A 21313-nucleotide genomic window follows, 5' to 3' on the forward strand; every position below is an offset into this window, starting at 1 on the left:
TAAATGTAGTTAGGTTGACAACAGTTTAGCAGAGATTGACTACTTTAGAGTTAGGGGTGAAGAATCTCTATACTAATTTAAATGTGAAAGCTATATTTAGCTGAACAGTATCTCTAAAATATTTTGCCGTGAATACCTACCAGGTAATTCGCCACTTTTGCTTGTCGATATGTATTTATTTTTAAAGATATTCCCATGACAACACTTCCTATTAGTAGATATAGATTCTTCCAGAAAATTCAGCCCTTATCTCTGTTGAAAAAAATTACCAGTAAATCGGTGACTGGCTGTCTACAAGTATTTAGCACATCAGGTGCTTGGTCAATATACATAGATGAAGGTAAGCTAATTTATGCTTGCTACTCAGAAAAGATGTTCGAGCCGCTTTATAGAAACTTGCAACGCTTGAGCGAGGAAATCTCTACTCTCCCTAATGGTATTGATGATCAATTAAAGGCGATATTTGAAAATAGTGTTGGTAGTCAAGCCATCCCAAATCCAGATTATTTAGCAATTTGCTGGTTAGTTAATCAAAAATATATTAGTCCAACGGAAGCAGCCATACTTATAGAACAATTGGCACTAGAAGTTTTAGAGACATTTTTGAATTTAGAAGAGGGGAGTTATGAATTTATCCCAGAAAGTTTTTTGGATGATATGCCAAAATTCTGCCATCTCAATCTCCGCTTGCTAGTCGAAAGATGTCAAAAGCGTGGAAGAGAAGGGGTTTATCAAGACATGTCGCCATATACCGAAAGTAGCACTTCTCCAGTTAATCATCAAAGGTTGCGATCGTCGAAGATGTCAGCGCAGCCATCCTCATTTACATACCCACCTCGGCCACAAAGCCAACCCAAACCTGAGCCACAATTACCCAAAATCAACCGCTTTGCGTCACAGCCTATTAGCTCTCATCATAGTTATCAACCAATTTCTTCCGCTTCCACAGAGAAGAAAGTTTATACAATATTTTGTATTGATAACAGCCCAGCTATATTAAATGTGATTAAGAATGCTTTAGATGAGCAAATATTTTCTGTAATTGGAGTTACAGATTCTTTAAAAGCTTTAATAGAAATTCTTCGTACTAAACCAGACATTATCTTATTAAATGTAGATATGCCTGATTTAGATGGATATGAGCTTTGTACTTTATTACGTAAACACGCATATTTTAAAAATACACCCATAATTATGGTGACTGAAAAAGTTAGCCTAATTGATAGAGCTAGAGCTAAAATAGTCAGGGCTTCCGGCTATTTAAATAAATCTTTTACCCAAGGAGATTTAATGAAAATTATCTTTCAACATATTATGTAATTTAAGTCTTAGTTACACTAAATAAACTAAAGTTTTGAAACGTCTGGCTCTTATTTGTATTCGTCGGACGGAGATGGAATTTGAGAGGAATCAGAAGCAGGCATAAAAGTGGATGATAAACTCTAATTGCGTACAGTTTAACAAAGTTATTAGACCTTGACGATTTAGAAATTAAGCAATTTGAAGTGTATTAGGTTCAGGGATAGTCTCACCTTCTGCTTGCCAAGCCTCTAAATACATTTCAATTACCTCTTCGCCATGATGAATTGCTTCTTCACGAGTTTTGCCATGAGTGCAAGGCATAATAACACGATCTGCAAATTCTGGAATCGTAACCAAGAAAAGCTGATCTTCATCAGACCATTGAACAATCATACTGTATCGATTCATGAATTTTTATCCTCTCTTAACTCTTCTAGTTCAGTTAATAACTTTGCTAACTGCTTTTCTAGGTAAATTGGCACATCATCTCCATCTTGTCCTGGAATTGTCAGTGTTTTTCTGAGCAAAGGATGTCGCCATCGCTCATGGCTACCTTTACCGCGCTTTGGTAAATAAATAAATCCTTTACGCGCAATCTGAGCTTTTAACTCTCTAATTTTTCTGGGCATCGATTTTGTCTACTTATTACCCTATTTTCTCACGCTGGCAAATGCTTTTTCCACTAATTGTTGATTTTCTGCCCATTGTTTTAACCCTTCAATAAGCACATGAAAACACTCAACATTGACGCGCCACTACGTATCTTTTCAAAAATCGGTAATTCTATATAGGAATCCTACTTGAATCTTGCTAAGTATACTGAGAAATAAACTTTTATAGAGTGAACTTAGATACCAAGTACTCAAGAGTTTTTATTTGCTATATATTTCAGGAAATTTTTCTTGAAGTTTAGCAAGTTTTGGCAAATCATGAACTACAACATAGCGACTGTTTGGATTACGCACAATATAGTTCTGATGGTATTCTTCAGCTTGATAAAAACCTTTTAAGGGATTGAGTTCGGTAACAATTTGATTGTCGAAGATTTGCTTTTGATTGAGTTGAGCAATATATTCTTGTGCTTCTTGTTTCTGCTGTGTGTTAGTAAAAAATATGACTGAACGATATTGCTTGCCTGAGTCTGGCCCCTGGCGATTCAATTGTGTTGGATCATGAGCGACTAAAAAGTATATTTTCAGCAATTGACTGTATGATATTTGTGATGGATCATAGGTGATTTTTACTGATTCAGCGTGATCAGTGAATCCAGAACTGACAAGTGTGTAGTCTGCATTTGTTGCATTACCGCCAGAATAGCCGGAAACAACATCAGATACACCTTTGAGATGCTCAAAAACTGCTTCCATTCCCCAAAAACAACCTCCACCAAAAACGGCTATTTGTTTACCCTGGGGTGTAGCAGTTGAGATATCAGCGGCAGGAGTGGGAAATATCACACGAGATGCGCCATACAAGAGTATCAAAGTCAACGAAATTATGGATAAGTTGCGTACTAGATTGCGAGAGAGAGTAAAGTTGTTATTAGACATAGATTCGTGAACTCCTTTGAGGAAATAATTTATTTATAGTCGGAATTATTCATTGCAAATTGGTTTTATTCAACCATTTTGTCATCAGATAGCGATTATGATCTTTAAATCCAACTCGGCGATAGAAACCTTGAGCAGATGTATTTTCTCGTTCAACTTCTAGATGTAATGCCTGAACATTTAGAAAAATGCAAACCTCCTCTAGAAATTTGATTATTTGCTTGCCTATACCCTGACCGTGGTAAGCAGGTTCAATGTAGAGTTCATCAATAAAAGCATCACGTCCTCCATATTCCAAACTATAGCCAAATGTGAGAATAACATAACCAATTGTTTGATTATGGTCTTGAATTAACCAGACTCGACCCATTGACTCATCACTCAGTAGTTGACTCAGCGCACTACGAAGAACGACAGCATTAAAGGAAACACAACCGTCTAATTCATAAAAGTTTTGAATTAAAATTAAAAGTGTTTCAACATCATTATTTTCTCCAGGTTTGAAATTAATATTCATAGTTCATTTATTTTAAGAATTAGTGATATCTCAACATTGATTTTTTCTACTAGATTTAGCTGGGGGTTTATTAAGATAAATTACCCAGTTTTTATTTGTTTGTAAATTGATTTGAAGAACCTCCAGAAAAATCCCTTATTTAAAAGTTTATTTTTAGAACTACTCTCGCAGTACATAACCCACACCACGCATTGTGTGGACTAAGCGTTTTTCATTATTTTCTTCTAATTTGAGGCGCAGGTAACGAATATAAACTTCGATAATATTAGAATCACCCATGAAGTCGTAACCCCAAACTTTTTCGAGAATTTGGTCTCTAGTAAAGACCTGGCGAGGATGGGTGAGGAGATATTCTAATAAATCAAACTCTTTGACTGTTAGTTCAATAGATCGTTGACTCCGAAATACTTCACGGGTGCAACGGTTGAGTTTTAAGTCTTCAAACTGCAATAAATCCGCATCTGCTTCTTGAGTGCGGCGCAGATGAGCGCGAATTCTTGCCAACAATTCCTCAATGCTAAATGGTTTGACCACATAATCATTGGCTCCTGCATCTAATCCTGCCACGCGATCGCTCACTTCATCTTTTGCTGTCAACAAAATCACTGGCACTTTGCTCCCAGTTGCTCGCAAGCGCCGACAAAGTTCTAAACCCGTTAGCCCTGGTAACATCCAATCTAGTATGACTAAATCTGGTGATGACTCCCGCGCCACAGTCAAACCAGTGATGCCATCATGGGCTACACTGACTGTGTAATTTTCGCTGCTCAGTTCCAATTGGACAAATCGCGCCAGTTTGGTTTCATCTTCAACTAAAAGGATGTGTGCCGTCATACTTTTGCTCCTAATGTAGGTAGTATCAGAATGAAAGTGCTGCCATTACCGGGTTCTGACCGAAGTTCGACCTTACCGCCAATACATTCTACAAGGCGTTTCACAATAGATAGACCCATACCAGTGCCTCCAGTTGAACGGGTACGAGATGGATCTATGCGATAAAAAGGCTCAAAGATGCGGGACTGCTCTAACAAAGGAATGCCACATCCCTTGTCGCTGACTTTAATTATTGCCCAACCATCAGCCTGAGTCAGATGCACAGTCACAGGCTCACTTGCATCCGAGTATTTGACTGCATTACCAATCAAATGGCTTAATATCTGCATTAGCTGGTTGCGTTCTGCCTTGACTTCAATAGGAAAGGGGGATGTTTCTAGCTGAATTGCCCGATGGTGAAATTTTTCTGTCATCTGAGCTATAGCTACAACCAAATCATTTAGTAAGAGTGGTTCAGTTTGCCAAGGGATTGTACTGTTTTCTGCCCGTGCCAAGTCCAGTAAGTCTTGTAAGATGTGATTCATTCTTTCAGCATCAGAAAAAGCCATTTCTAGAGTTTCTTTCTGGGAATCTGCTAAATTATGACTGCGTTGTAAACTTCTTTGCAGATATCCATAAACCATGCTGAGAGGTGTGCGTAACTCATGAGCTAAATCGCTGATTAACTGTCGCTGCTGTTCTTTGGCTTCTGAAAGCCTGGTTAAAAATTCAATCCATGTCTGGGCTAACAGTTGAATCTCGCTCGGTGTTTGATTCAATCCTAGCTGGTAGGGAATCAGTTCAGCCGTAGAGATTTCTGCCCATCGATTCATCTGTTGTAATGGTAAAAGCGATCGCTTAATGAACAGAGTTGTCAAAACTATAGTAGTAGCAAGGGAAAAAATACTCATAGTTCGTAAACTTTGAATCACTGTCAACAGTTGAGAGTCGTCTGTCATACCGTACTGTTGATGAGTAATAATCAGAAACTGTTTTATTTCCCAACCCACCCATAAAGTAAAACTACTTAATCCGAGTGTAAAGATCACGATAATGCCAACAGTTAGGCGAAATTGTAGCGAAGATGGATCAATTCTGACTTGAAAAAATTTGACTAATTTTCTTTTAAACTTTTCTGTAAAATTCATTGGAATATCTCATCTCTATATGTTTTACGATTGTCCGTCTAATAATTAAACTTGAGAACCATCTGATAGCTGTCTAATTAGATGTCAGATAATAACTCAATTCAACAAATAACTATAATTGGGTTTATAGTTGATGGTTTAAACCAGAGACAAGAAATTATTTTATGATTTAACTCTAATAGATATGTGTTGCAGAAAAATGAGTTTTTCCTGAATATAATTAAAGCTTTTGCTGAAAAAATTTTTAAATTAGTACTAATTAAATCTTGGTCAAGTATCAAATTGTCTTTTTTTCCTTTATAAAGAAGGATTCACTTTTTAAAATATCATCTTGTAAAGGGTGATTTAGAAGTGTCTTGAGCATGAAATTTTGAAATACTTAGTTATCAGAAATGCCAAAAATTCTATCCTCAACTCTTTGGTAGGTAAGAAAATATTTCGCGCATCTACCACTAGCGATCGCTTTGAGGCTTGGAAAATAAATCAAACGAGAAATACTGATTTTTTCCTTGGTTCTTAATCTTGGTCGTGATCAAGAGTACTTTAGATGTGATCGCCCTGGGATAATAAGCTTAGTTATAGTAATCGGTAAAATACCCCAATAAAGCTTAATTATGATGCTGCTTGTGTCTTCTCCAACGACTAGGCTAGTATATTTGTATTTATAGTTACTTAGTTGACATATGGCAGAGGTAAAACTTTCACTTGAAGGTGAAGAAGCGGGTGTTGCCACTGAAAAGCTTTTTGAAACCACTGGTCTACAGGGTAGTTGGGAAGTAGCACCAAATTCCCTGCTTACTAAAGAAGGTACATTGGCAGTTATAGGAACTGTTGTAGGCATTGTAGGAGGTACAATTGCAGTCGCAGAACAAATTCGTAAGTGGTATCAGGAACACAAACGAGCGAATAAGAAATTTGATGTAGTACTTGTAGCTGGCGATGTGCGAGTAGTTTTAGAGAATGCCACGATTGAAGATATTTGTGCCGTATTAGAAGAATTGGAGAGTTAATGTGCAGACGCTTTATATCAAGTTAGTACCGCTTGAAAAGCAGTTTGTAGAATTGCGTTATGCACTGGGGCATCCAGCAAGATATGAAACACAACACCTTGATGTATCGTCAATTGAGAACTTAATTCAGAAAGCAAAAGGTAGCTACTATATGCTGATGCCTGATTTAAAAGGAATTGGGTCTCAGTTATTTTATTGGTTAGATGGAAATGGTAGGTGGCTAAGTCGAGCAATTAATAATTGTACGGAGGAAGGCTTAATTCTGGCGCTAGATGTACGTGAACGATTAGGGCATCTACCTTGGGAAACGTTGCATGATGGAGAGCAATTTTTAATAGAGCGCGTTAATCCAGTTGTTGTCGCAGTACGCTGGGTTGATCGTCCTGTTCAAGATTTAGCAATTACGCAGCAACGTCCTTTGCGGATTTTATTTATGGCATCATCGCCAGAAAATGTAGAACCTCCACTCGATTTTGAACGGGAAGAGGCTCAAATTTTGTCAGAAACAAGGGATATTCCTCTCTATTTACGAGTTGAAGAAAGTGGTTGTATTGCAGAATTAAGCAAACTCTGGGGGCGTTATCGTGAACCGTTCGATGTGTTTCACTTGACAGGACATGCTTCTATCAAAGATGAACAACCGTTTTTTATTACAGAAACTGAAACTGGGGAACTTCATGCTGCTTACTCATCAGAGATTGCTTCAGCTTTAAGATTTCGCATACCACAGCTAGTGTTTTTATCAGGCTGCCGAACAGGTGAAGCGGCGAGTGATGGAGCAGTATCTTCTTTAGCTGAATCATTAATTGAGCAAGGTTGTCGGGCCGTTTTAGGATGGGGACGACAAATCGCAGATGTAGTAGCAACACAAGCCGCAGCATATCTCTACAGCAAACTGGCTGCCGGATATGAACTTTCAGAGGCACTTGCCAGTACTTATCAATATCTACGAGAGGAAAAAGTAGAGGATTGGCATCTGCTGAGACTTTATATTCGAGGTCAGTGTCCAAAAGCGTTAGTTGAACCATTAGGCGATCAAGTATGGTTGCCAGAAGAACCAATTTATGAACAGTTTCTGGATTCGCAGGGAATTGTTCGGGTTGCTACACCACAAGATTTTGTAGGAAGACGCAGAATACTGCAACTTAGCTTGAGAGCATTACGGGCAGCAGATAAGTTAGGTGTGATTCTATATGGTTTAGGTGGAGTTGGGAAAAGCACTGTTGCAGCAAGGCTTTTAGAGCGTTTACAAGGCTATGACGAAATTTTTATCTATCAGCAATTAGATGAGGATAAGCTGCTAAGGCAGCTTGCTGAACAATGTCTTTCAGCAACGGGACAGGAAATTTTACAAAGTAATCTGCCACTCACGCAAAAGTTAACCAAATTCTTACGAGAAGGACTGAATGAGCAAGCGCAGAGACTAATCTTTGTTCTTGATGACTTTGAAGCAAACCTAGAATTGAGAACAGACGGTAGCGCAGTCTTAAAGCCTGAAGCTGTAGCAGTCTTGATATCTTTTTTGAAGGCAATAACTCAATCGCGTCTTCCACACCGGATTATTATTACATCTAGGTATGATTTTTTGCTTCCAGAGCTAAATCAGCGATTCCATCGAGAGCAGTTAGTTGCCTTATCAGGTAATGATCTACAGAAAAAATGTAACCGTTTAGTGTCTTTTGCACCTGGTTCTGAAATTGATCGAGAGTTACAACTCAAAGCTTTGGGAACTTCGGCAGGTAATCCTCGTTTGTTGGAGTGGTTAAACAAAGTTTTACAAGTGCAACAAGTTGGTAAAACACAAATACTAGAACAGGTAGAGAACACCACCCAAGAGTTTCGTGAAAGTATTCTGGCAGAGGAATTACTAAATCGACAACCAATTAAATTGCAACGAATGCTTGGGTTTAGCTTGGTTTATCAGTTACCAGTGCCTCAGTCTGCAATAGAAGTTCTTTGTCCAAAAACTTTCGATGTAAATAGTTATATTTCTAGAGCAGTTGCATTAGGTTTACTTGAGTGTATACATTCTCAAGAAGAAACTTTGTACTATGTTCCACGAATTATAGAGCCGCTTCTTGATTTTCCTAAAGATTCTATAGAATTATACAGAACTGCTGCGAAACATTTAGATACAATATGGTTTTTCAAAGGTTTTGAAAAGATTATAGAGGCAGAGGACAAAGTATCAGAAAGCTCTCTGCTTAATGATCCTTTTGAGAAATCCATGCCGACTGATAGATTGTTTGCGTTGTATCAACTTGCAACTAAAGCTTTTAACCCAGACTTATTAACTCGAGCAAATTGGTTTTTAGTCCTGCGGCTCAACCGCCAAGGAAGGTACAGAGAAGTAGCGGCACTATGTAAATTTGTCCGTGATGGAGCTTATGCTCATTTAAAAATTCATATTATCTCTTTTAGGCTCCTTTACTACTTAGCAAAAGCGCAAGAACATATTGGAGAAGTGGAAGAGGCTTTGTATAACTATCAAGAGTCGCTAAAATTTTGTTCGGATGAATATGAAAGTGAAAAAGCTGCAATTCTTCATGATTTAGGGGATTTATACGTTAAGCAGGGTAACTATCAGGAAGCCCTGAAGATATGCCAGCAGGTTATGAAAATTGATGATAAAGATAACAATAAGCTTGGTAAAGCTAAGTCTCTTAGTCAAATAGCAGATATCAAGAGAGAATTAGGTGAACTTGAAGAAGCACTCAGATTATATATGGAAGTACTAGAACTTACTCAAGAAACAGGAGATAAAAATTTTCTCTATACTGTGCAAAATAACATTGCTACTCTTCAAGTTGATCTTGGTAAAACGGATGCTTGGGATCATGTATTACCAAGTTTAGTTTCACACAGAACACAGTCCCAAAACCTTGAGGATACAATTCCACTCCTCAGTAATACTGCATCGCTAAGACTAAAACAAGGTGAAATAGAAGAGGCAAGAGAGATTTTTGAACAATTAAATGACTTACTGCCCCAAATTGATAACTCTTGGCTCAAAGCACTACTTTTACATAATCTAGCTACTTTCCGCTCAGATTGTGGAGATCGAGAGATTGCTTTAGAGCTTTACAATCAAGCTCTCGAACTGCACAGAAATAATGGCGATCAACCGCGTGAAGCAATGACACTTCAGGAGATAGGTATTCTCTATGAGCGTCAAAATAATATCAGTGAAGCTTTGAAGTTTCTCAAAGATTCTTACGAGTTGGCTTTGAAGATTGGGAATAAAGACACTCAAGCCCATGTTTTGCCACGAATCGCATCAATACTGATTGATCAAGATAATTTAGATGAAGCTGAAGAGAAATTAAATACAGCTTTAGCAGTACTCAATCAATTTAACAATCCAAAACATCATGCCCTCGCCCTTAGAGAAATGGGACGGCTTCAAATAAAGCAGGAAAGTTATGATGCAGGAACAGATTTTTTAAGGCAAGCTTTAGAAAAATGTAGTTCAGTTGTTGATGTTGTTCTTCGAGCTACTATTCTCAAGCTTTTAGGAGAGGTTCTGTCCTTTCTTAGTGAAGTAGATATAGCAATTGAGCATTTAACAGAATCCCTGAATCTCTATCAAAAACTAAATTTCCCGAAAGATATTGAAGAAGTTAGAGAGCTAATTAAGAATGCTCAACTAAAAAAACCTGCACAGTTGTATCAAGCAGCAATTACCGAAGCTGAAAAAGGTAATGCGAGAACAGCACTTGATTTATTTGAGCAAGCTCTTCCTATGATAGAAGAACTGGGCTATGAAGAAATCAAAGCACGTATTTTGCTATCAATGGGGAACATTTTGATAGGTGAAGGGAATTTTAAAGAGGGTGTTAAAAAAGCATCTCAAGCAATTGAGATTGCAAAGCTGCATAATCTTCCTGAAAGGGAAAACATAGAAAATATTTCCGTTGCAGTACAGTACGGAACACTGAAAAATATTTTTAATTCGGCTCAAGAAAAATGCAAAAGCCAACAATTTGACGAAGTATTGAATTTGGGCTACCAATGTTTAGAACTTTCTGAACTATTAGAGGATGTTTACTGGGCTTCGGAAGTTTACTCAATGCTTGGGCAAATTAAGGCACATTTGGGCAATTATGAAGATGGCATAAAAGATTTGAAAAAAGCGGTTTCTTTAGCTCAAGAAAATCAACTTGATGGAGTTGAGGAATTACAGAAGATAATTCTTGCAATAAATCATAATCAGGCAGTTCGCTTACATGAGGCAGCTAATTCTGCTGCACAGGAAAGAAATTTAGCGGAAGCAATTAAACTTGCTCGAAAAGCTTATGAATTTCAGTGCAGCATTAATTATAAAAATATCCAACCTGTTACTTTAGGATTACTGGGACAAATGCTGTTAGCTCAAAATCAATCAGACAAAGGATTGAAGCAACTACAGCAAGCACTAAATATTGCCCAAGAATTAAAAGCTCAAGAACTTATAAATCAGCTTCAAGAGATGATTTCTGTGTATGCCAGAAAGATTAAAGACCGAGATATTGATGAGAAGTAGTTATAATTCCATGTGATCGCAGCATCACTATTAAACTAAGTCTGAAGTCCTGAGTTACTACTGTTCTCAACTTTCCGTCGCCAGCCAAGCACGTAAAACCTCTGCTACTGTCCAGGCTTGGGCAATACATCCGCGTGGAGTCATCGGTGCATCACCATCAAAAATTTCACTGAGACTGCCAAGACCGTGAGTTGTGAGATGATTAGCCATTGGTTCTAGAAATTGACGCGCCTGTTCAGGATTTTTGTAGACGCGCAGATGTGCGAGGACAAACGGCCCCAACAACCAACCCCAAACGGTTCCCTGGTGATAAGCTCCGTCACGTTGATACTGATTACCACCGTATATTCCTTGATATTGGGGATGATCGGGAGAGAGCGATCGCAATCCATGTGAAGTTAGCAACATTCGTCCACAAGCTTCTACTACACTCTTTTGTTGGGCAGGTGTGAGGGGGGTTTCTGGTAATGACACAGTAAAAATTTGGTTAGGACGCAACGCTGAATCATTACCTTCAGGACTATCTATAACGTCATAGCAGTAACCAAGCTCCTCATTCCAGAAGCGAGAAAATCTAGCTAAGGCGCGGTCTGCCATTGCTTCATATTCTTGATGTGGTTTACCCAACTGACGGGCAAACTTTGCCATTGTGCGTAAGGCGTTATACCAAAGGGCATTGACTTCAATCGGTTTACCAATTCGCGGTGTCACTACCCAATCGCTAACTTTGGCATCCATCCAAGTGAGTTGTACACCTGCAACACCTGCATAAAGTAAACCATCGGTGGGATCGAGGTGGATGTGATAACGTGTGCCGCGACAGTGCCAATTGATGATGTCTGCAAGTACTGGAAACAGTTCACTCAGTAAATTATCATCGTCTGTGGCGTTGTAATAAGCACGGATAGCTTCAAAGTACCAAAGTGTGGCATCGACTGTATTGTATTCTGGTTGCTCCCCAACATCGGGAAAGCGATTAGGCAGCATTCCTTGGTCTACATACCTAGCAAAGGTGCGGAGAATTGAGCGTGCTACCTCTGGACGACCAGTAGAAATTGTTAACCCAGGTAGGCTAATCATCGTGTCCCTTCCCCAGTCACCAAACCAGTGATAACCAGCGATGATGGTTTTACCGTGGGATTCTTCTGGCAATGGGCGGTCTACAATAAACTGATCAGCCGCTAGTATTAAATGGTTAATCCAGCTAGGAGATTCCTGAGCGTCGAGGGGTCGGTTACTATGCCAAAATCCTATTAGCTTTTGTTCTTGAGCGCGACGTAACTTGAGTGCGTTTTCACCATGCAAATCTGGTTGTTTTTCTGTACTGGCTACAAAAGTTAGTGTTTCTCCAGGATTGAGTGTAACTGTAAAAGTGGCAGCATGGAGGTGATCTTCTTTGTCGTTCAATCCTCGATAACGTTCAACTGCCAAGTCAAAGTTGTAGTACCAATTGTGAACTGGCGACGCGCTGCTTTTGTCACTCAACAGATAAAGTGGTACAGCACTTGGATGAGCAGTTACACAAATCCCCTGTTCTACTTGCTCAACAGACATCTGCCAGCTATTGCTGTGGGTGTCGCCATGATAATCACGGTAGTTGACCATTGCTTTGAGCGTTAGTCTAAGAGGTTGGGTAGCACGACGCAAAGTATATTGAATATATGTTGTGTTAGCTCCCTGCTGCATCCATATCCGCTTTTCTAACAAAGCATCAGCCACAGCAAAACGCCAGACAGGAATGGTACCTTCCAAAGAAAAACTTTCGATGTGTCGATAACCGTGGGGACTAACGATCGCATCTGCCCAGCGATTCGTGTGTAGAGAATAAAAGCGATCGCCTTCACCATACACAACAGTTTCATCTAGTTTTGCCAGCAGTAAAGTGCGACCTAACGGCGGTTGCAATGGTGCTACTAGTAAGCCGTGATAGCGACGGGTTAGCAAACCCGCCACAGTACCAGAAGCGTAACCACCTATGCCATTGGTGACTAACCATTCCCGTGTCTCTGCGGTGTCGAGATTGCCACAGATTTCCCGCCCAAATTCTATACACATAAGGCAACACTCTTTCTGGCGATCGATATTTGGATTATCGGTTATGAATCTTCTACTATGCTGAGAGCGGTATTAAGACTTGATAAGAGAGCAATTTTTAGACAATTACAATTGAAATTGTAACTGCTAATCAAATTGAAATCATCTCAAGTGTAAATATTGGCTCATTTGACCGTTGCTTTAAGTTTTGCTCATAATATGACCTAGAATGGGAAGCATCCTGTTATTAAACTAGTCACTAAAACTTATGAGTTAGGTGTGAAACTGACAAAAGAAGCTATGTTAGGTGTTGCATAAATGCGGGATAATTTTTTTGTATTTCTCTCTCAAAAACCTCTTCTTCTCTACGAGACGCTGCGCGTTGGCGGAAACCTCTCGTAGAGAATGCGTACTTTGCGTACTTTGCGGTTCATTATTTCATCCCTAAATTCAGCAACGCCGAAGCTATATCAAAAGTTGAAAAACAAATCAAGCGTTTGACTGATTCAAATCATGAAACAACAAAACTTAGCAATTTATTTTTTTCTAGGCACGCCACTAATTTTCAACACATCAGTCATGGTTGCACAATAATTTGACAAGCCAAAGGTAGCAGGATTGATGGCATTGTCATAAGTAAAATGGCGATAATTCATACAGAATCGATCCCAAGCAGCCATTTGAATGCGGAACACAGCAATAATCAAATTAGCTAATGATATAGATAGAGGGATACGAAAGTAAATTTTTTTCCCTAGATAAGTACAAAGTTCTTCAATTGCTTGGTTAGCGTATAACCCTTCTTGACCCAAAACTAATTTACGTTGTTCTTTGGTTTGGGGTGGATGTTCAATTAAATATTGTACGACGGTAGCAATGTCTCGCCCGTGGATAAAGTGAAAACTGCCGTCTGCTTGTAAAAACCGAATTAAATTAACGTATTTTGTGATTTCGGGAATGCCTAATGTTGCGTGAGAATAGGGCTTTTTGGCATCGCCGCCTAAAACTAAAGTGGGAAAAACTGTGGTAATTTTAGGTGCGATCGCTAACTTTTCTTTTTGATGTAAGCATTGATATTTGGAACTAATATAATCTGTGCCAATGTCACCTGCTTCTTTTAAGGGCTGGTTTTTGTGATCTAAAACACTAGCTGTCGAAAAATAAATTACCTGTTCACAACGTTCTGTATCTAACAAACTAAGCAATTCTATTGTTTTTGAGACATTAATATCATAAGTATTATCGCCACCCCAAGCTGTTGCTGTTAAAACTGCCGTGTCAATTGTAGGTAACAAATCAGCAAAACGGCTAATTTCCTGCATATCACCTTGCAATACATTGACACCAGGACGTAATTGTGTATTAACTTGTAACTTATTTGGGTTTCTAACTAATAAAAATAACTCGTGATTCGTATTTTGAATTAATGCTTCCGAGATGTAATGACCGACGCAACCGCTTGCGCCTGTGACTAAAATTCGTTTTTGGTTCATAGTAAGTTTTTTAAAATTTAAGAGTTAAATATAAGATTAAATGTTCCACTCAATAAATTATTTATGAGTAGAGCATGAAACAAAACTGCTGGGGACTGAATTATTACAAAGTTTTTCTGGTTCTTCAAAAACTTTTATGGAGCATTAACAGAAAAGTTCCTGAAAAACTACAATTACTAGCAGTACGATATATAAATTGTGTTGCGATCGCAGTCAAAATTTTCATAAAAAATAGATTTTGCTGTGTCTACGATGCAATATATTCTGTCTTTGTGGTTAAAAAAATGTCACCACAAAGACACAAAGGTAACTAACTCACTACGGCTGCGGTACTGAGTTGCTTGGCTGTTTCAAAAAAGAAAGCCACATTTTCTTCTGGAGTATCTGGTAGTACACCATGACCAAGATTGAGGATGTGACCCCAATTACCAGCTTTGCGAACAGTATCATGAATGCGATCGCGGATGAACTCTTTGGAACCATAGAGTACGCCAGGATCGAGATTACCTTGGACTTTGACTTGTTTGCCTAATCTGGCGCGGGCATCTGCCATATCTACTGTCCAATCAACGGTGACAATATCTGCACCGGATTTGGCCATTCTTTCCAACACCCCTGCACTACCGCTAACCAAAAGAATTAAAGGTGTGTCGGGGTGAGTTTGCTTGACTTGCTGGAATACCCGTTGCTGATAGGGGAGAGCAAAGGTATCGTAATCTTGAGGGCTTAACTGTCCCGCCCAAGAATCGAACATTTGCACTACTTGAGCGCCGCAGTCAATTTGGTAACGGGCGTAGACAGCGATCGCATCTGCCAATTTCGTTAGCAGTTGGTGTAGAATTACCGGGTCTGAGAATGCCAAATTTTTGATAATAGAATAGGTTTTAGAACCTTTTCCTTCCACTGCATAAGCAGCTAACGTCCACGGCGCACCAACAAAGCCTAATACGGTTGATTTGTTGCCCACTTCTTGGCGCAACGCCTGCAAAATAGTTTTAATAAACGGTAGAGCCGCTTCTGGTTCTAAGGGATGCAGGCTCTCAATTTGTGCTTGAGTGCGAATGGGCGCATGAATAATTGGCCCTTTACCTTCCGCAATGTCCATATCAATGCCCAAACCAGGCAATGGGGTTACAATGTCGGAAAATAAAATCACTCCGTCCGGCTGGAAGGCTCTCCAAGGTTGCAGGGATACTTCAATCGCTACTTCGGGAATTTCAGAGCGATCGCGAAATGAAGGATACTTTTCCCTTAAGTCTCGGTACGCCTTCATATATCGTCCTGCTTGTCGCATCATCCATACGGGGGGACGATCTACGATTTCACCACGAGCAGCCCGTAGGAGATGAGGAGCCGTTGAGGAAACACCCATTTAACACTTCATCCTAAGTCACTTTATTATGTCATTGTTTAGCTTATCATTCTAGGATTACGCTTTTTCAGGAGGCTTGCCTCAAAAGCTCAAGTCTTAGCTTTACTTAACTTTATATGCAAACTGATTCTAATAATCCAAATCCTTCTAATGTTGCATCTACTAATAGCAATTACCCGCCAGGACGGTTATTAATTCCCCATTCTCAAAGACGAAAGTTTGTACTTTTATTTACCTGTATGACAATTTTGGGGTGGATTGTGGGTGGTATTGCCAGTATTTCTGTAGAAAGAATTCTGGCGCAAAATCTATCAGATGCTGGTTCTTTTTACTGGGTAAATTTACTGAGCAATATTGTATTTGCTGTAGTTTTTGCTGCCGATCAAGCCTTGGTAATGCGTCGCTATCTCTCTGGTAGGCTATGGATGATAGCTACTAGTGCAGGTTGGCTAACTGCTAATGGCGTAGCTACCGCTTGGATCGATTATATTTCCTCAATTGCCAATTCACTCAATCAAAGTTTGTCTCCTGAGTTAGGTGTTATTTTTGGATTATTATCAACAATTGCTTACATCGTTTCAGGGATTTGGTTAGGATTATTTCAATGGTTAGTAGTGCGGCGTTACACCACAAAAGCTTGGTGGTGGAGTTTTGTACCCTCAATTTCTTTCTTATTTATCAGTTTATTGGTTTGGTCGATTTCACTGCTGCAAAATTTAATTCCAGAAGCCGTAAGAGCAGCAATATTGTATGGAAGCCAACAAAGTTTTACAGCTATTGTCTTAGGAGTTATCCCAGCAATTAGTTTGTGTACTTTAAAAAGACACTTACCGCGACAAACTCAAATAAGTTGAGAAGAACAAGAATTAGTTTTCAGCAACATTTTTAGTAGGAAAGACTGTTATGTTCAAATACAATCCATTAGCTTGTTTACCTTCATCATCTGAATTACCAGACTCTGACGATACACCAGTGGATAACGAACTACAAATTTTAATTCCTAGCTTATTATTATCGATTTTAACTAGTATCTGGCAAAACCGAGATGATTGGTTTTTTGGCATCAATATGGGGATTTATTATGCAGATGGTAAACCTGCGATTGTTCCAGATGGATTTTTAAGTATAGGCGTAGAACGTTTTATAGGAGAAAATGGACGTTCTAGTTATGTAATGTGGGAAGAAGATGGTATTTCGCCAATTTTAACGTTAGAAATTGTCTCCCAAACATACAACTATGAATATGAGCAAAAAAAACTAGATTATGCTCAATTAGGGGTTTTGTATTATGTGATTTATGCACCAACACGATTGCGTCGGAAACGTCAGCGCCTAGAAATTTATCACTTAGTCAATGGAGAATATATTTTACAAGCAGGTGATAAAATTTGGATGCCAGAAGTTGGGTTAGGTATTGGACGCGATCGCGGAACTTATCAAGGGATAACGCGAGAATGGTTGTATTGGTATGATGAAACTGGTAGGCGATATTCAACACCAGAAGAATTAGTAACTGCACGGGAACAAGAACTAGAAAAAACCCAAAATCAATTAGAACAAACTCAAAACCAGCTTCAGGAACTTCTATCTAAACTGCAACAAAAAGGAATTGATCCAAGTAATTTATAACATTATGGAAAAAATAAAGTCGGTGGTGATTTCTACTGGTACGCATGGGAATGAATTTACAGGAATATATGTAGGGAAAAAGTTTGAGCAGTTTCCAAACTTAATTCAGCGTTCCAGTTTTGATACTCGTGTATTATTGAGTAATCCTCATGCGTTTGCAGCAGTCAGACGTTATATTGATAAAGATTTAAATCGTTGTTTTGCAACAGAAGATTTACAGGATAATCAGCTTGATAGCTATGAAGATGTATTAGCAAAAAATCTTGTACAAGTTTTAGGAGAAAAAGGCAAATCAAAGGTAGATATGATTATTGATTTGCATAGTTCCACTGCAAATATGAAGCTAACTATTATTTTAGGAAATCAACATCCATTTCTACTGCGGTTAGCTGCTGAATTGAGTGCTATAAATCCTGATGTGAGAATTTGTTACTCGCAACCTATAAGAGAATCTAACTTTCTTTGTTCTCTCTCAGAATTAGGTTTTGCGATTGAAGTAGGGCCTGTAGCGCAGGGAGTATTAAATGCTGATTTGTTCCAAAAAACGGAAGCATTAATTTATCAAGTTTTGGACTATATAGAAGGCGATAACCAAGGTGTGAATCAACCAAAAAACAAAACTCTTACCATGTATCAATATACAGGGATTATTGATTATCCGAGAAACGAGCGTGGAGAAATTCAAGCCATGATTCACCCGCAACTTCAGGATCGAGATTATGAACCCCTTAATCCTGGTGATCCGATATTTTTAACTTTTGATGGGAGAGCGATCGCATATCAAGGCGCATCTACAGTTTATCCCATTTTTATTAACGAAGCTGCGTATTACGAAAAAGGTATTGCCATGTGTTTGACACAAAAGCAATTAGTAGTCTGTCCCATTAAGTAGGTCGGTGTTAAAAATTGTCGTTATGACAAGGCAGGAGGCAGAAGGCAGAAGGGAAGAGGTTTTCAAGCTACTTTACTTTCCGTTACATAGTTCGGTTTATTTGCACCTTTCTACTTAATTCTGAAGATTAATAGGCGTTGCTGAATTTAGGGATGAAATAATGAACCGCAAAGTACGCATTCGCGCAGCGTCTCGTAGAGAAGAAGAGGTTTTGAGAGAGAAATATAAGAAAATCATCCCGCATTTATGCAACACCTGAAGATTAATATAATGAACCTTTGGGTGAGTTTTTCATTGCACCAAAGCTCTAACATCGTTGGCAGAATCTAATTGTAATGCTGTGGCGGCGATCGCCTCTGCTTGAGTTACAGTTAACTGTGCGATCGCCTGTTTAATGATCCCGATTGCTTGGGGATTCACGCTCAATTCATCTAACCCCAAACCTAATAAAATCGCTGCGGCTGTGGGATCTGCGGCTAATTCCCCACACAATCCTACCCAAATTCCGGCAGTATGGGCAGCTTGTACAGTTTGCTGGATCATCCGCAACACGGCTGGATGCAGAGCATCAGCTAAATAAGCTACCCTGGGATTATTGCGATCGCCTGCCATGACATACTGACTCAAGTCATTAGTCCCAATACTAAAAAAGTTGACTTCCGCAGCTAACTGATCAGCGATGGCGACAGCCGCAGGGACTTCAATCATCACACCCACCTGCATATTTTCATCAAAAGGGATACCTGCTTGCCGCAATTCTGCTTGTACTTCACCTAATATTGCCTTAGCGGTGCGTACTTCCGTCACAGTCGCAATCATCGGGAACATCACCTTAATATTGTGTCCCGCACTGGCGCGTAAAATTGCCCGCAACTGAGTTTTAAACAATTCTGGATGATCTAAACAGAAACGAATACCTCGCCAGCCTAAGAAAGGGTTAGCTTCGGGAAAGCCGATTCTCAAATAGGGTAATGGCTTGTCGCCGCCGACATCTAGGGTACGAATAATTAGCGGACGGTGATCTAAAACTTGGGCGATCGCCTGATAAACTGTCAGTTGTTCTTCTTCTGTCGGATCTGTAGTTCTACCTAAATACAAAAATTCTGTCCGCAGTAATCCCACACCTTCAGCACCACCAGCCACCGCCACTTGCACATCTGCAATGCTACCAATATTGGCTAAGATGCTAATTTGCTTGCCATCACGGGTAATTGCTGGTTGATGTGCCTTGGCTAGTGTTTCTAGTTTGGCAGTTTGCCAAGCTTCCCGCTTGGCTTCTAACGCACCGATAATATCTGCTTCTGGTTCTACCCAAGCTTTGCCACTTTCACCATCCAGCGCCATCAAAGTACCATCTTCTAGCCGCAAGACTTCTGGATTTACACCCAAAACAGCGGGAATTCCCAATGTCCGGGCAATAATGGCACTGTGGGATGTAGCGCTCCCAGAAGTTGTACAAATACCTAGTACCTTGCTGGGATCTAATGCTGCTGTATCGGAAGGTGTCAAGTCTGTCGCTACTACAATTGCTGGTTCTGCAAGGTGCAAGCCAGTAGCACTATTTCCCTCTAACAATCGCAGCACCCTTTGTCCCACATCTCCCACATCTTCCACACGCTCTTGCAAATAACTATCTTCCAGGGTGCGATAAGAAGTCGCTACTTCCTCAACGACAGCTTGCCAAGCTGCTTCTGCATTGATGTGGTGTTCCATGATGCGTTGCTGCACTGTTTCCAGTAACACTGGATCTTCTAAAAATAGTAGATGAGCATCAAAAATTGCGGCTTCTGTGTCACCAATTTGCAAAGATGCTTGTGAGAAAATTGTCTGGATTTCTTGTTGAGCAGTGTGAATTGCTGACTGTAACCGTTGCCATTCTGCCTCTGGGTCATGAACGTGGTATTGTGTAACCGTCATCGGGGCAGGTTGATAATAAACTACAGGTGCGATCGCAACTCCCGGAGAAGCCGCAATTCCTAAAAGTTCACCATGAGTTGCTGATGTCACTTGATGCTGCATTGTTGGTGGAGACACAACAGGAATCTCATCTTCGCCAAAGTTATTTGCGAATAACGTTTGTAATGCTGCTAGTACTGCATCTGCATCAACACCAGTCGCAGTAATTAATAATTCGTGTCCTTGACGCACACCCAAAGTCGTAACTTGGTTAATACTGTCACCCCGGACAACTGCGGTATTTTTAGTTAAATTTTGCACATGAGTTTGGGCGTTAAATCGGGCGACGGTGGCGACAAACTTCGCCGCCGGACGAGCATGTAATCCTAAGCGATTATTCACAGTTAACCGGATTTCTCTGGTGGGATAAGCGCTCTTTGTTGGTTGAGTATTGCTGCCGACAGTCGATGTTAGGTTAGTAACACCTAATTGTGTGGCTTTGGCGCTTAATGCTCCCCTAGCTTCTGTCATTACCTGTTGGATATTTTTGCCTATGGCGGCGGCTACAGCGGCGGCGATCGCACCTTCTACCAGTGGTGCTTCACAGAGATATACTTTTTCTTGCTGTGATAAATGCAAAAATTCAACCGCCATTTCTGCATTCATCACAGCGCTACCAAGATCCATCAAAACTAATACACCATCATCGCTGAATACAGATGCGATCGCCTCATAAATCTTCAGCGCATCTGTACCTAGTGGATTGTCTGCATCTTCCATCCCAGCCGCCACCGCAATGGCCACTTTGCCCTGAACCATTTGTGCAGCGAGTTCCTGCACACCCAGAGCCAATTGTTTACTATGAGAAACAATAACTATTCCGACCACTGCAACACCATCAACTTTGTTGAGAGTCTAATATTTAGTCAATTACCCGTTATATTTACCCTGGCGCACCACCAAAATAGCATCAATACTTCACGGCCGTTGCAATTGTCCGAAAATTTTTATAATGACGCGTGGCGCTTAGGGTGAGGATGCGTAGACGAATAGCGGCTTGTCGTAGACATCGCACTCAATCTTTAGAAACATTCATCATTATTACAACAAAAACTCAAGCATCTCTAGCATGGCT

The 21313-nt window shown here is 39.8% G+C and carries 16 protein-coding genes; 6 read left to right on the forward strand and 10 right to left on the reverse strand.

The genetic code is table 11. The annotated features are described in order from the left end of the window. Positions 1-195: 195 nt before the first annotated feature. Positions 196-1320 carry a response regulator gene (locus IQ259_RS05460; RefSeq protein ID WP_193882072.1) on the forward strand — a complete coding sequence of 375 codons (1125 nt, stop codon included), beginning with the start codon at positions 196-198 and terminating at the stop codon, positions 1318-1320. 171 nt (positions 1321-1491) lie between these two features. On the opposite strand, the gene IQ259_RS05465 is transcribed toward IQ259_RS05460, so the two are convergent. The 6 genes from IQ259_RS05465 to IQ259_RS05490 form a co-directional block, all read right to left on the reverse strand. Then, positions 1492-1710 (reverse strand): type II toxin-antitoxin system HicB family antitoxin, encoded by a 219-nt coding sequence (locus tag IQ259_RS05465; protein ID WP_193882075.1) that lies wholly within the window; start codon positions 1708-1710, stop codon positions 1492-1494. Further along, a complete protein-coding gene (locus IQ259_RS05470; protein ID WP_193882078.1) occupies positions 1707-1931 on the reverse strand; it encodes a type II toxin-antitoxin system HicA family toxin in 225 nt (74 codons plus the stop codon). Before IQ259_RS05470 ends, IQ259_RS05465 begins: the two co-directional genes overlap by 4 nt. A 243-nt stretch (positions 1932-2174) precedes the next feature. Beyond that, positions 2175-2852, reverse strand: coding sequence for a peptide-methionine (S)-S-oxide reductase MsrA (msrA, locus tag IQ259_RS05475; protein WP_193882081.1), 678 nt, complete (start codon positions 2850-2852; stop codon positions 2175-2177). 49 nt (positions 2853-2901) lie between these two features. Further along, positions 2902-3369, reverse strand: coding sequence for an N-acetyltransferase (locus tag IQ259_RS05480; RefSeq protein ID WP_193882084.1), 468 nt, complete (start codon positions 3367-3369; stop codon positions 2902-2904). A gap of 159 nt (positions 3370-3528) precedes the next feature. Beyond that, the gene (locus IQ259_RS05485) at positions 3529-4203 is read right to left on the reverse strand and encodes a response regulator transcription factor (RefSeq protein WP_193882087.1); all 675 of its coding nucleotides are present in this window, start codon (positions 4201-4203) and stop codon (positions 3529-3531) included. Then, positions 4200-5330, reverse strand: coding sequence for a cell wall metabolism sensor histidine kinase WalK (locus IQ259_RS05490; RefSeq protein WP_193882090.1), 1131 nt, complete (start codon positions 5328-5330; stop codon positions 4200-4202). The genes IQ259_RS05485 and IQ259_RS05490 overlap by 4 nt, the downstream gene beginning before the upstream one ends. Before the next feature lie 683 nt (positions 5331-6013). On the opposite strand from IQ259_RS05490, the gene IQ259_RS05495 reads away from it, so the two are divergent. Both IQ259_RS05495 and IQ259_RS05500 read left to right on the forward strand, forming a co-directional pair. Beyond that, a complete protein-coding gene (locus tag IQ259_RS05495; RefSeq protein ID WP_193882093.1) occupies positions 6014-6340 on the forward strand; it encodes a hypothetical protein in 327 nt (108 codons plus the stop codon). A 1-nt stretch (position 6341) separates the two neighbouring features. After that, complete coding sequence (locus IQ259_RS05500) at positions 6342-10862, forward strand: tetratricopeptide repeat protein (protein ID WP_193882096.1); 4521 nt, start codon at positions 6342-6344, stop codon at positions 10860-10862. Positions 10863-10928: 66 nt separating this feature from the next. On the opposite strand, the gene IQ259_RS05505 is transcribed toward IQ259_RS05500, so the two are convergent. The 3 genes from IQ259_RS05505 to hemE all read right to left on the reverse strand — a co-directional run bounded on the left by IQ259_RS05505 (position 10929) and on the right by hemE (position 15761). Further along, positions 10929-12917 carry an amylo-alpha-1,6-glucosidase gene (locus IQ259_RS05505; protein WP_193882099.1) on the reverse strand — a complete coding sequence of 663 codons (1989 nt, stop codon included), beginning with the start codon at positions 12915-12917 and terminating at the stop codon, positions 10929-10931. A gap of 515 nt (positions 12918-13432) precedes the next feature. Beyond that, positions 13433-14389: an NAD(P)-dependent oxidoreductase gene (locus IQ259_RS05510; protein ID WP_193882102.1), complete on the reverse strand. Its 957-nt coding sequence runs from the start codon at positions 14387-14389 to the stop codon at positions 13433-13435. 310 nt (positions 14390-14699) lie between these two features. After that, a complete protein-coding gene (gene hemE / locus IQ259_RS05515) occupies positions 14700-15761 on the reverse strand; it encodes a uroporphyrinogen decarboxylase (RefSeq protein ID WP_193882105.1) in 1062 nt (353 codons plus the stop codon). Positions 15762-15877: 116 nt separating this feature from the next. Between hemE and IQ259_RS05520 the strand changes: the two genes are divergently transcribed. The 3 genes from IQ259_RS05520 to IQ259_RS05530 are packed head-to-tail and all read left to right on the forward strand — an operon-like array spanning position 15878 to position 18282. Further along, positions 15878-16615 (forward strand): hypothetical protein, encoded by a 738-nt coding sequence (locus tag IQ259_RS05520; protein ID WP_193882108.1) that lies wholly within the window; start codon positions 15878-15880, stop codon positions 16613-16615. A gap of 49 nt (positions 16616-16664) precedes the next feature. Continuing rightward, on the forward strand, positions 16665-17390 hold the full coding sequence (locus IQ259_RS05525) for a Uma2 family endonuclease (RefSeq protein ID WP_193882111.1): 726 nt from the start codon (positions 16665-16667) through the stop codon (positions 17388-17390). 4 nt (positions 17391-17394) lie between these two features. Then, complete coding sequence (locus tag IQ259_RS05530) at positions 17395-18282, forward strand: aspartoacylase (RefSeq protein WP_193882115.1); 888 nt, start codon at positions 17395-17397, stop codon at positions 18280-18282. A gap of 291 nt (positions 18283-18573) precedes the next feature. Here IQ259_RS05530 and ptsP read toward each other — a convergent pair whose 3' ends face one another. Beyond that, a complete protein-coding gene (gene ptsP, locus IQ259_RS05535) occupies positions 18574-21066 on the reverse strand; it encodes a phosphoenolpyruvate--protein phosphotransferase (protein ID WP_193882118.1) in 2493 nt (830 codons plus the stop codon). Positions 21067-21313 lie beyond the last annotated feature (247 nt).

This window comes from Fortiea sp. LEGE XX443, assembly GCF_015206815.1.
Taxonomy (GTDB): Bacteria; Cyanobacteriota; Cyanobacteriia; order Cyanobacteriales; family Nostocaceae; genus Nostoc_B.

Excerpts from the sequence above, each read along its gene's own strand:
- IQ259_RS05460 (WP_193882072.1), top strand. The coding sequence starts at position 196 with ATGACAACACTTCCTATTAGTAGATATAGATTCTTCCAGAAAATTCAG.
- IQ259_RS05465 (WP_193882075.1), bottom strand. The coding sequence starts at position 1,710 with ATGAATCGATACAGTATGATTGTTCAATGGTCTGATGAAGATCAGCTT.
- IQ259_RS05470 (WP_193882078.1), bottom strand. The coding sequence starts at position 1,931 with ATGCCCAGAAAAATTAGAGAGTTAAAAGCTCAGATTGCGCGTAAAGGA.
- msrA (WP_193882081.1), bottom strand. The coding sequence starts at position 2,852 with ATGTCTAATAACAACTTTACTCTCTCTCGCAATCTAGTACGCAACTTA.
- IQ259_RS05480 (WP_193882084.1), bottom strand. The coding sequence starts at position 3,369 with ATGAATATTAATTTCAAACCTGGAGAAAATAATGATGTTGAAACACTT.
- IQ259_RS05485 (WP_193882087.1), bottom strand. The coding sequence starts at position 4,203 with ATGACGGCACACATCCTTTTAGTTGAAGATGAAACCAAACTGGCGCGA.
- IQ259_RS05490 (WP_193882090.1), bottom strand. The coding sequence starts at position 5,330 with ATGAATTTTACAGAAAAGTTTAAAAGAAAATTAGTCAAATTTTTTCAA.
- IQ259_RS05495 (WP_193882093.1), top strand. The coding sequence starts at position 6,014 with ATGGCAGAGGTAAAACTTTCACTTGAAGGTGAAGAAGCGGGTGTTGCC.
- IQ259_RS05505 (WP_193882099.1), bottom strand. The coding sequence starts at position 12,917 with ATGTGTATAGAATTTGGGCGGGAAATCTGTGGCAATCTCGACACCGCA.
- IQ259_RS05510 (WP_193882102.1), bottom strand. The coding sequence starts at position 14,389 with ATGAACCAAAAACGAATTTTAGTCACAGGCGCAAGCGGTTGCGTCGGT.
- hemE (WP_193882105.1), bottom strand. The coding sequence starts at position 15,761 with ATGGGTGTTTCCTCAACGGCTCCTCATCTCCTACGGGCTGCTCGTGGT.
- IQ259_RS05520 (WP_193882108.1), top strand. The coding sequence starts at position 15,878 with ATGCAAACTGATTCTAATAATCCAAATCCTTCTAATGTTGCATCTACT.
- IQ259_RS05525 (WP_193882111.1), top strand. The coding sequence starts at position 16,665 with ATGTTCAAATACAATCCATTAGCTTGTTTACCTTCATCATCTGAATTA.
- IQ259_RS05530 (WP_193882115.1), top strand. The coding sequence starts at position 17,395 with ATGGAAAAAATAAAGTCGGTGGTGATTTCTACTGGTACGCATGGGAAT.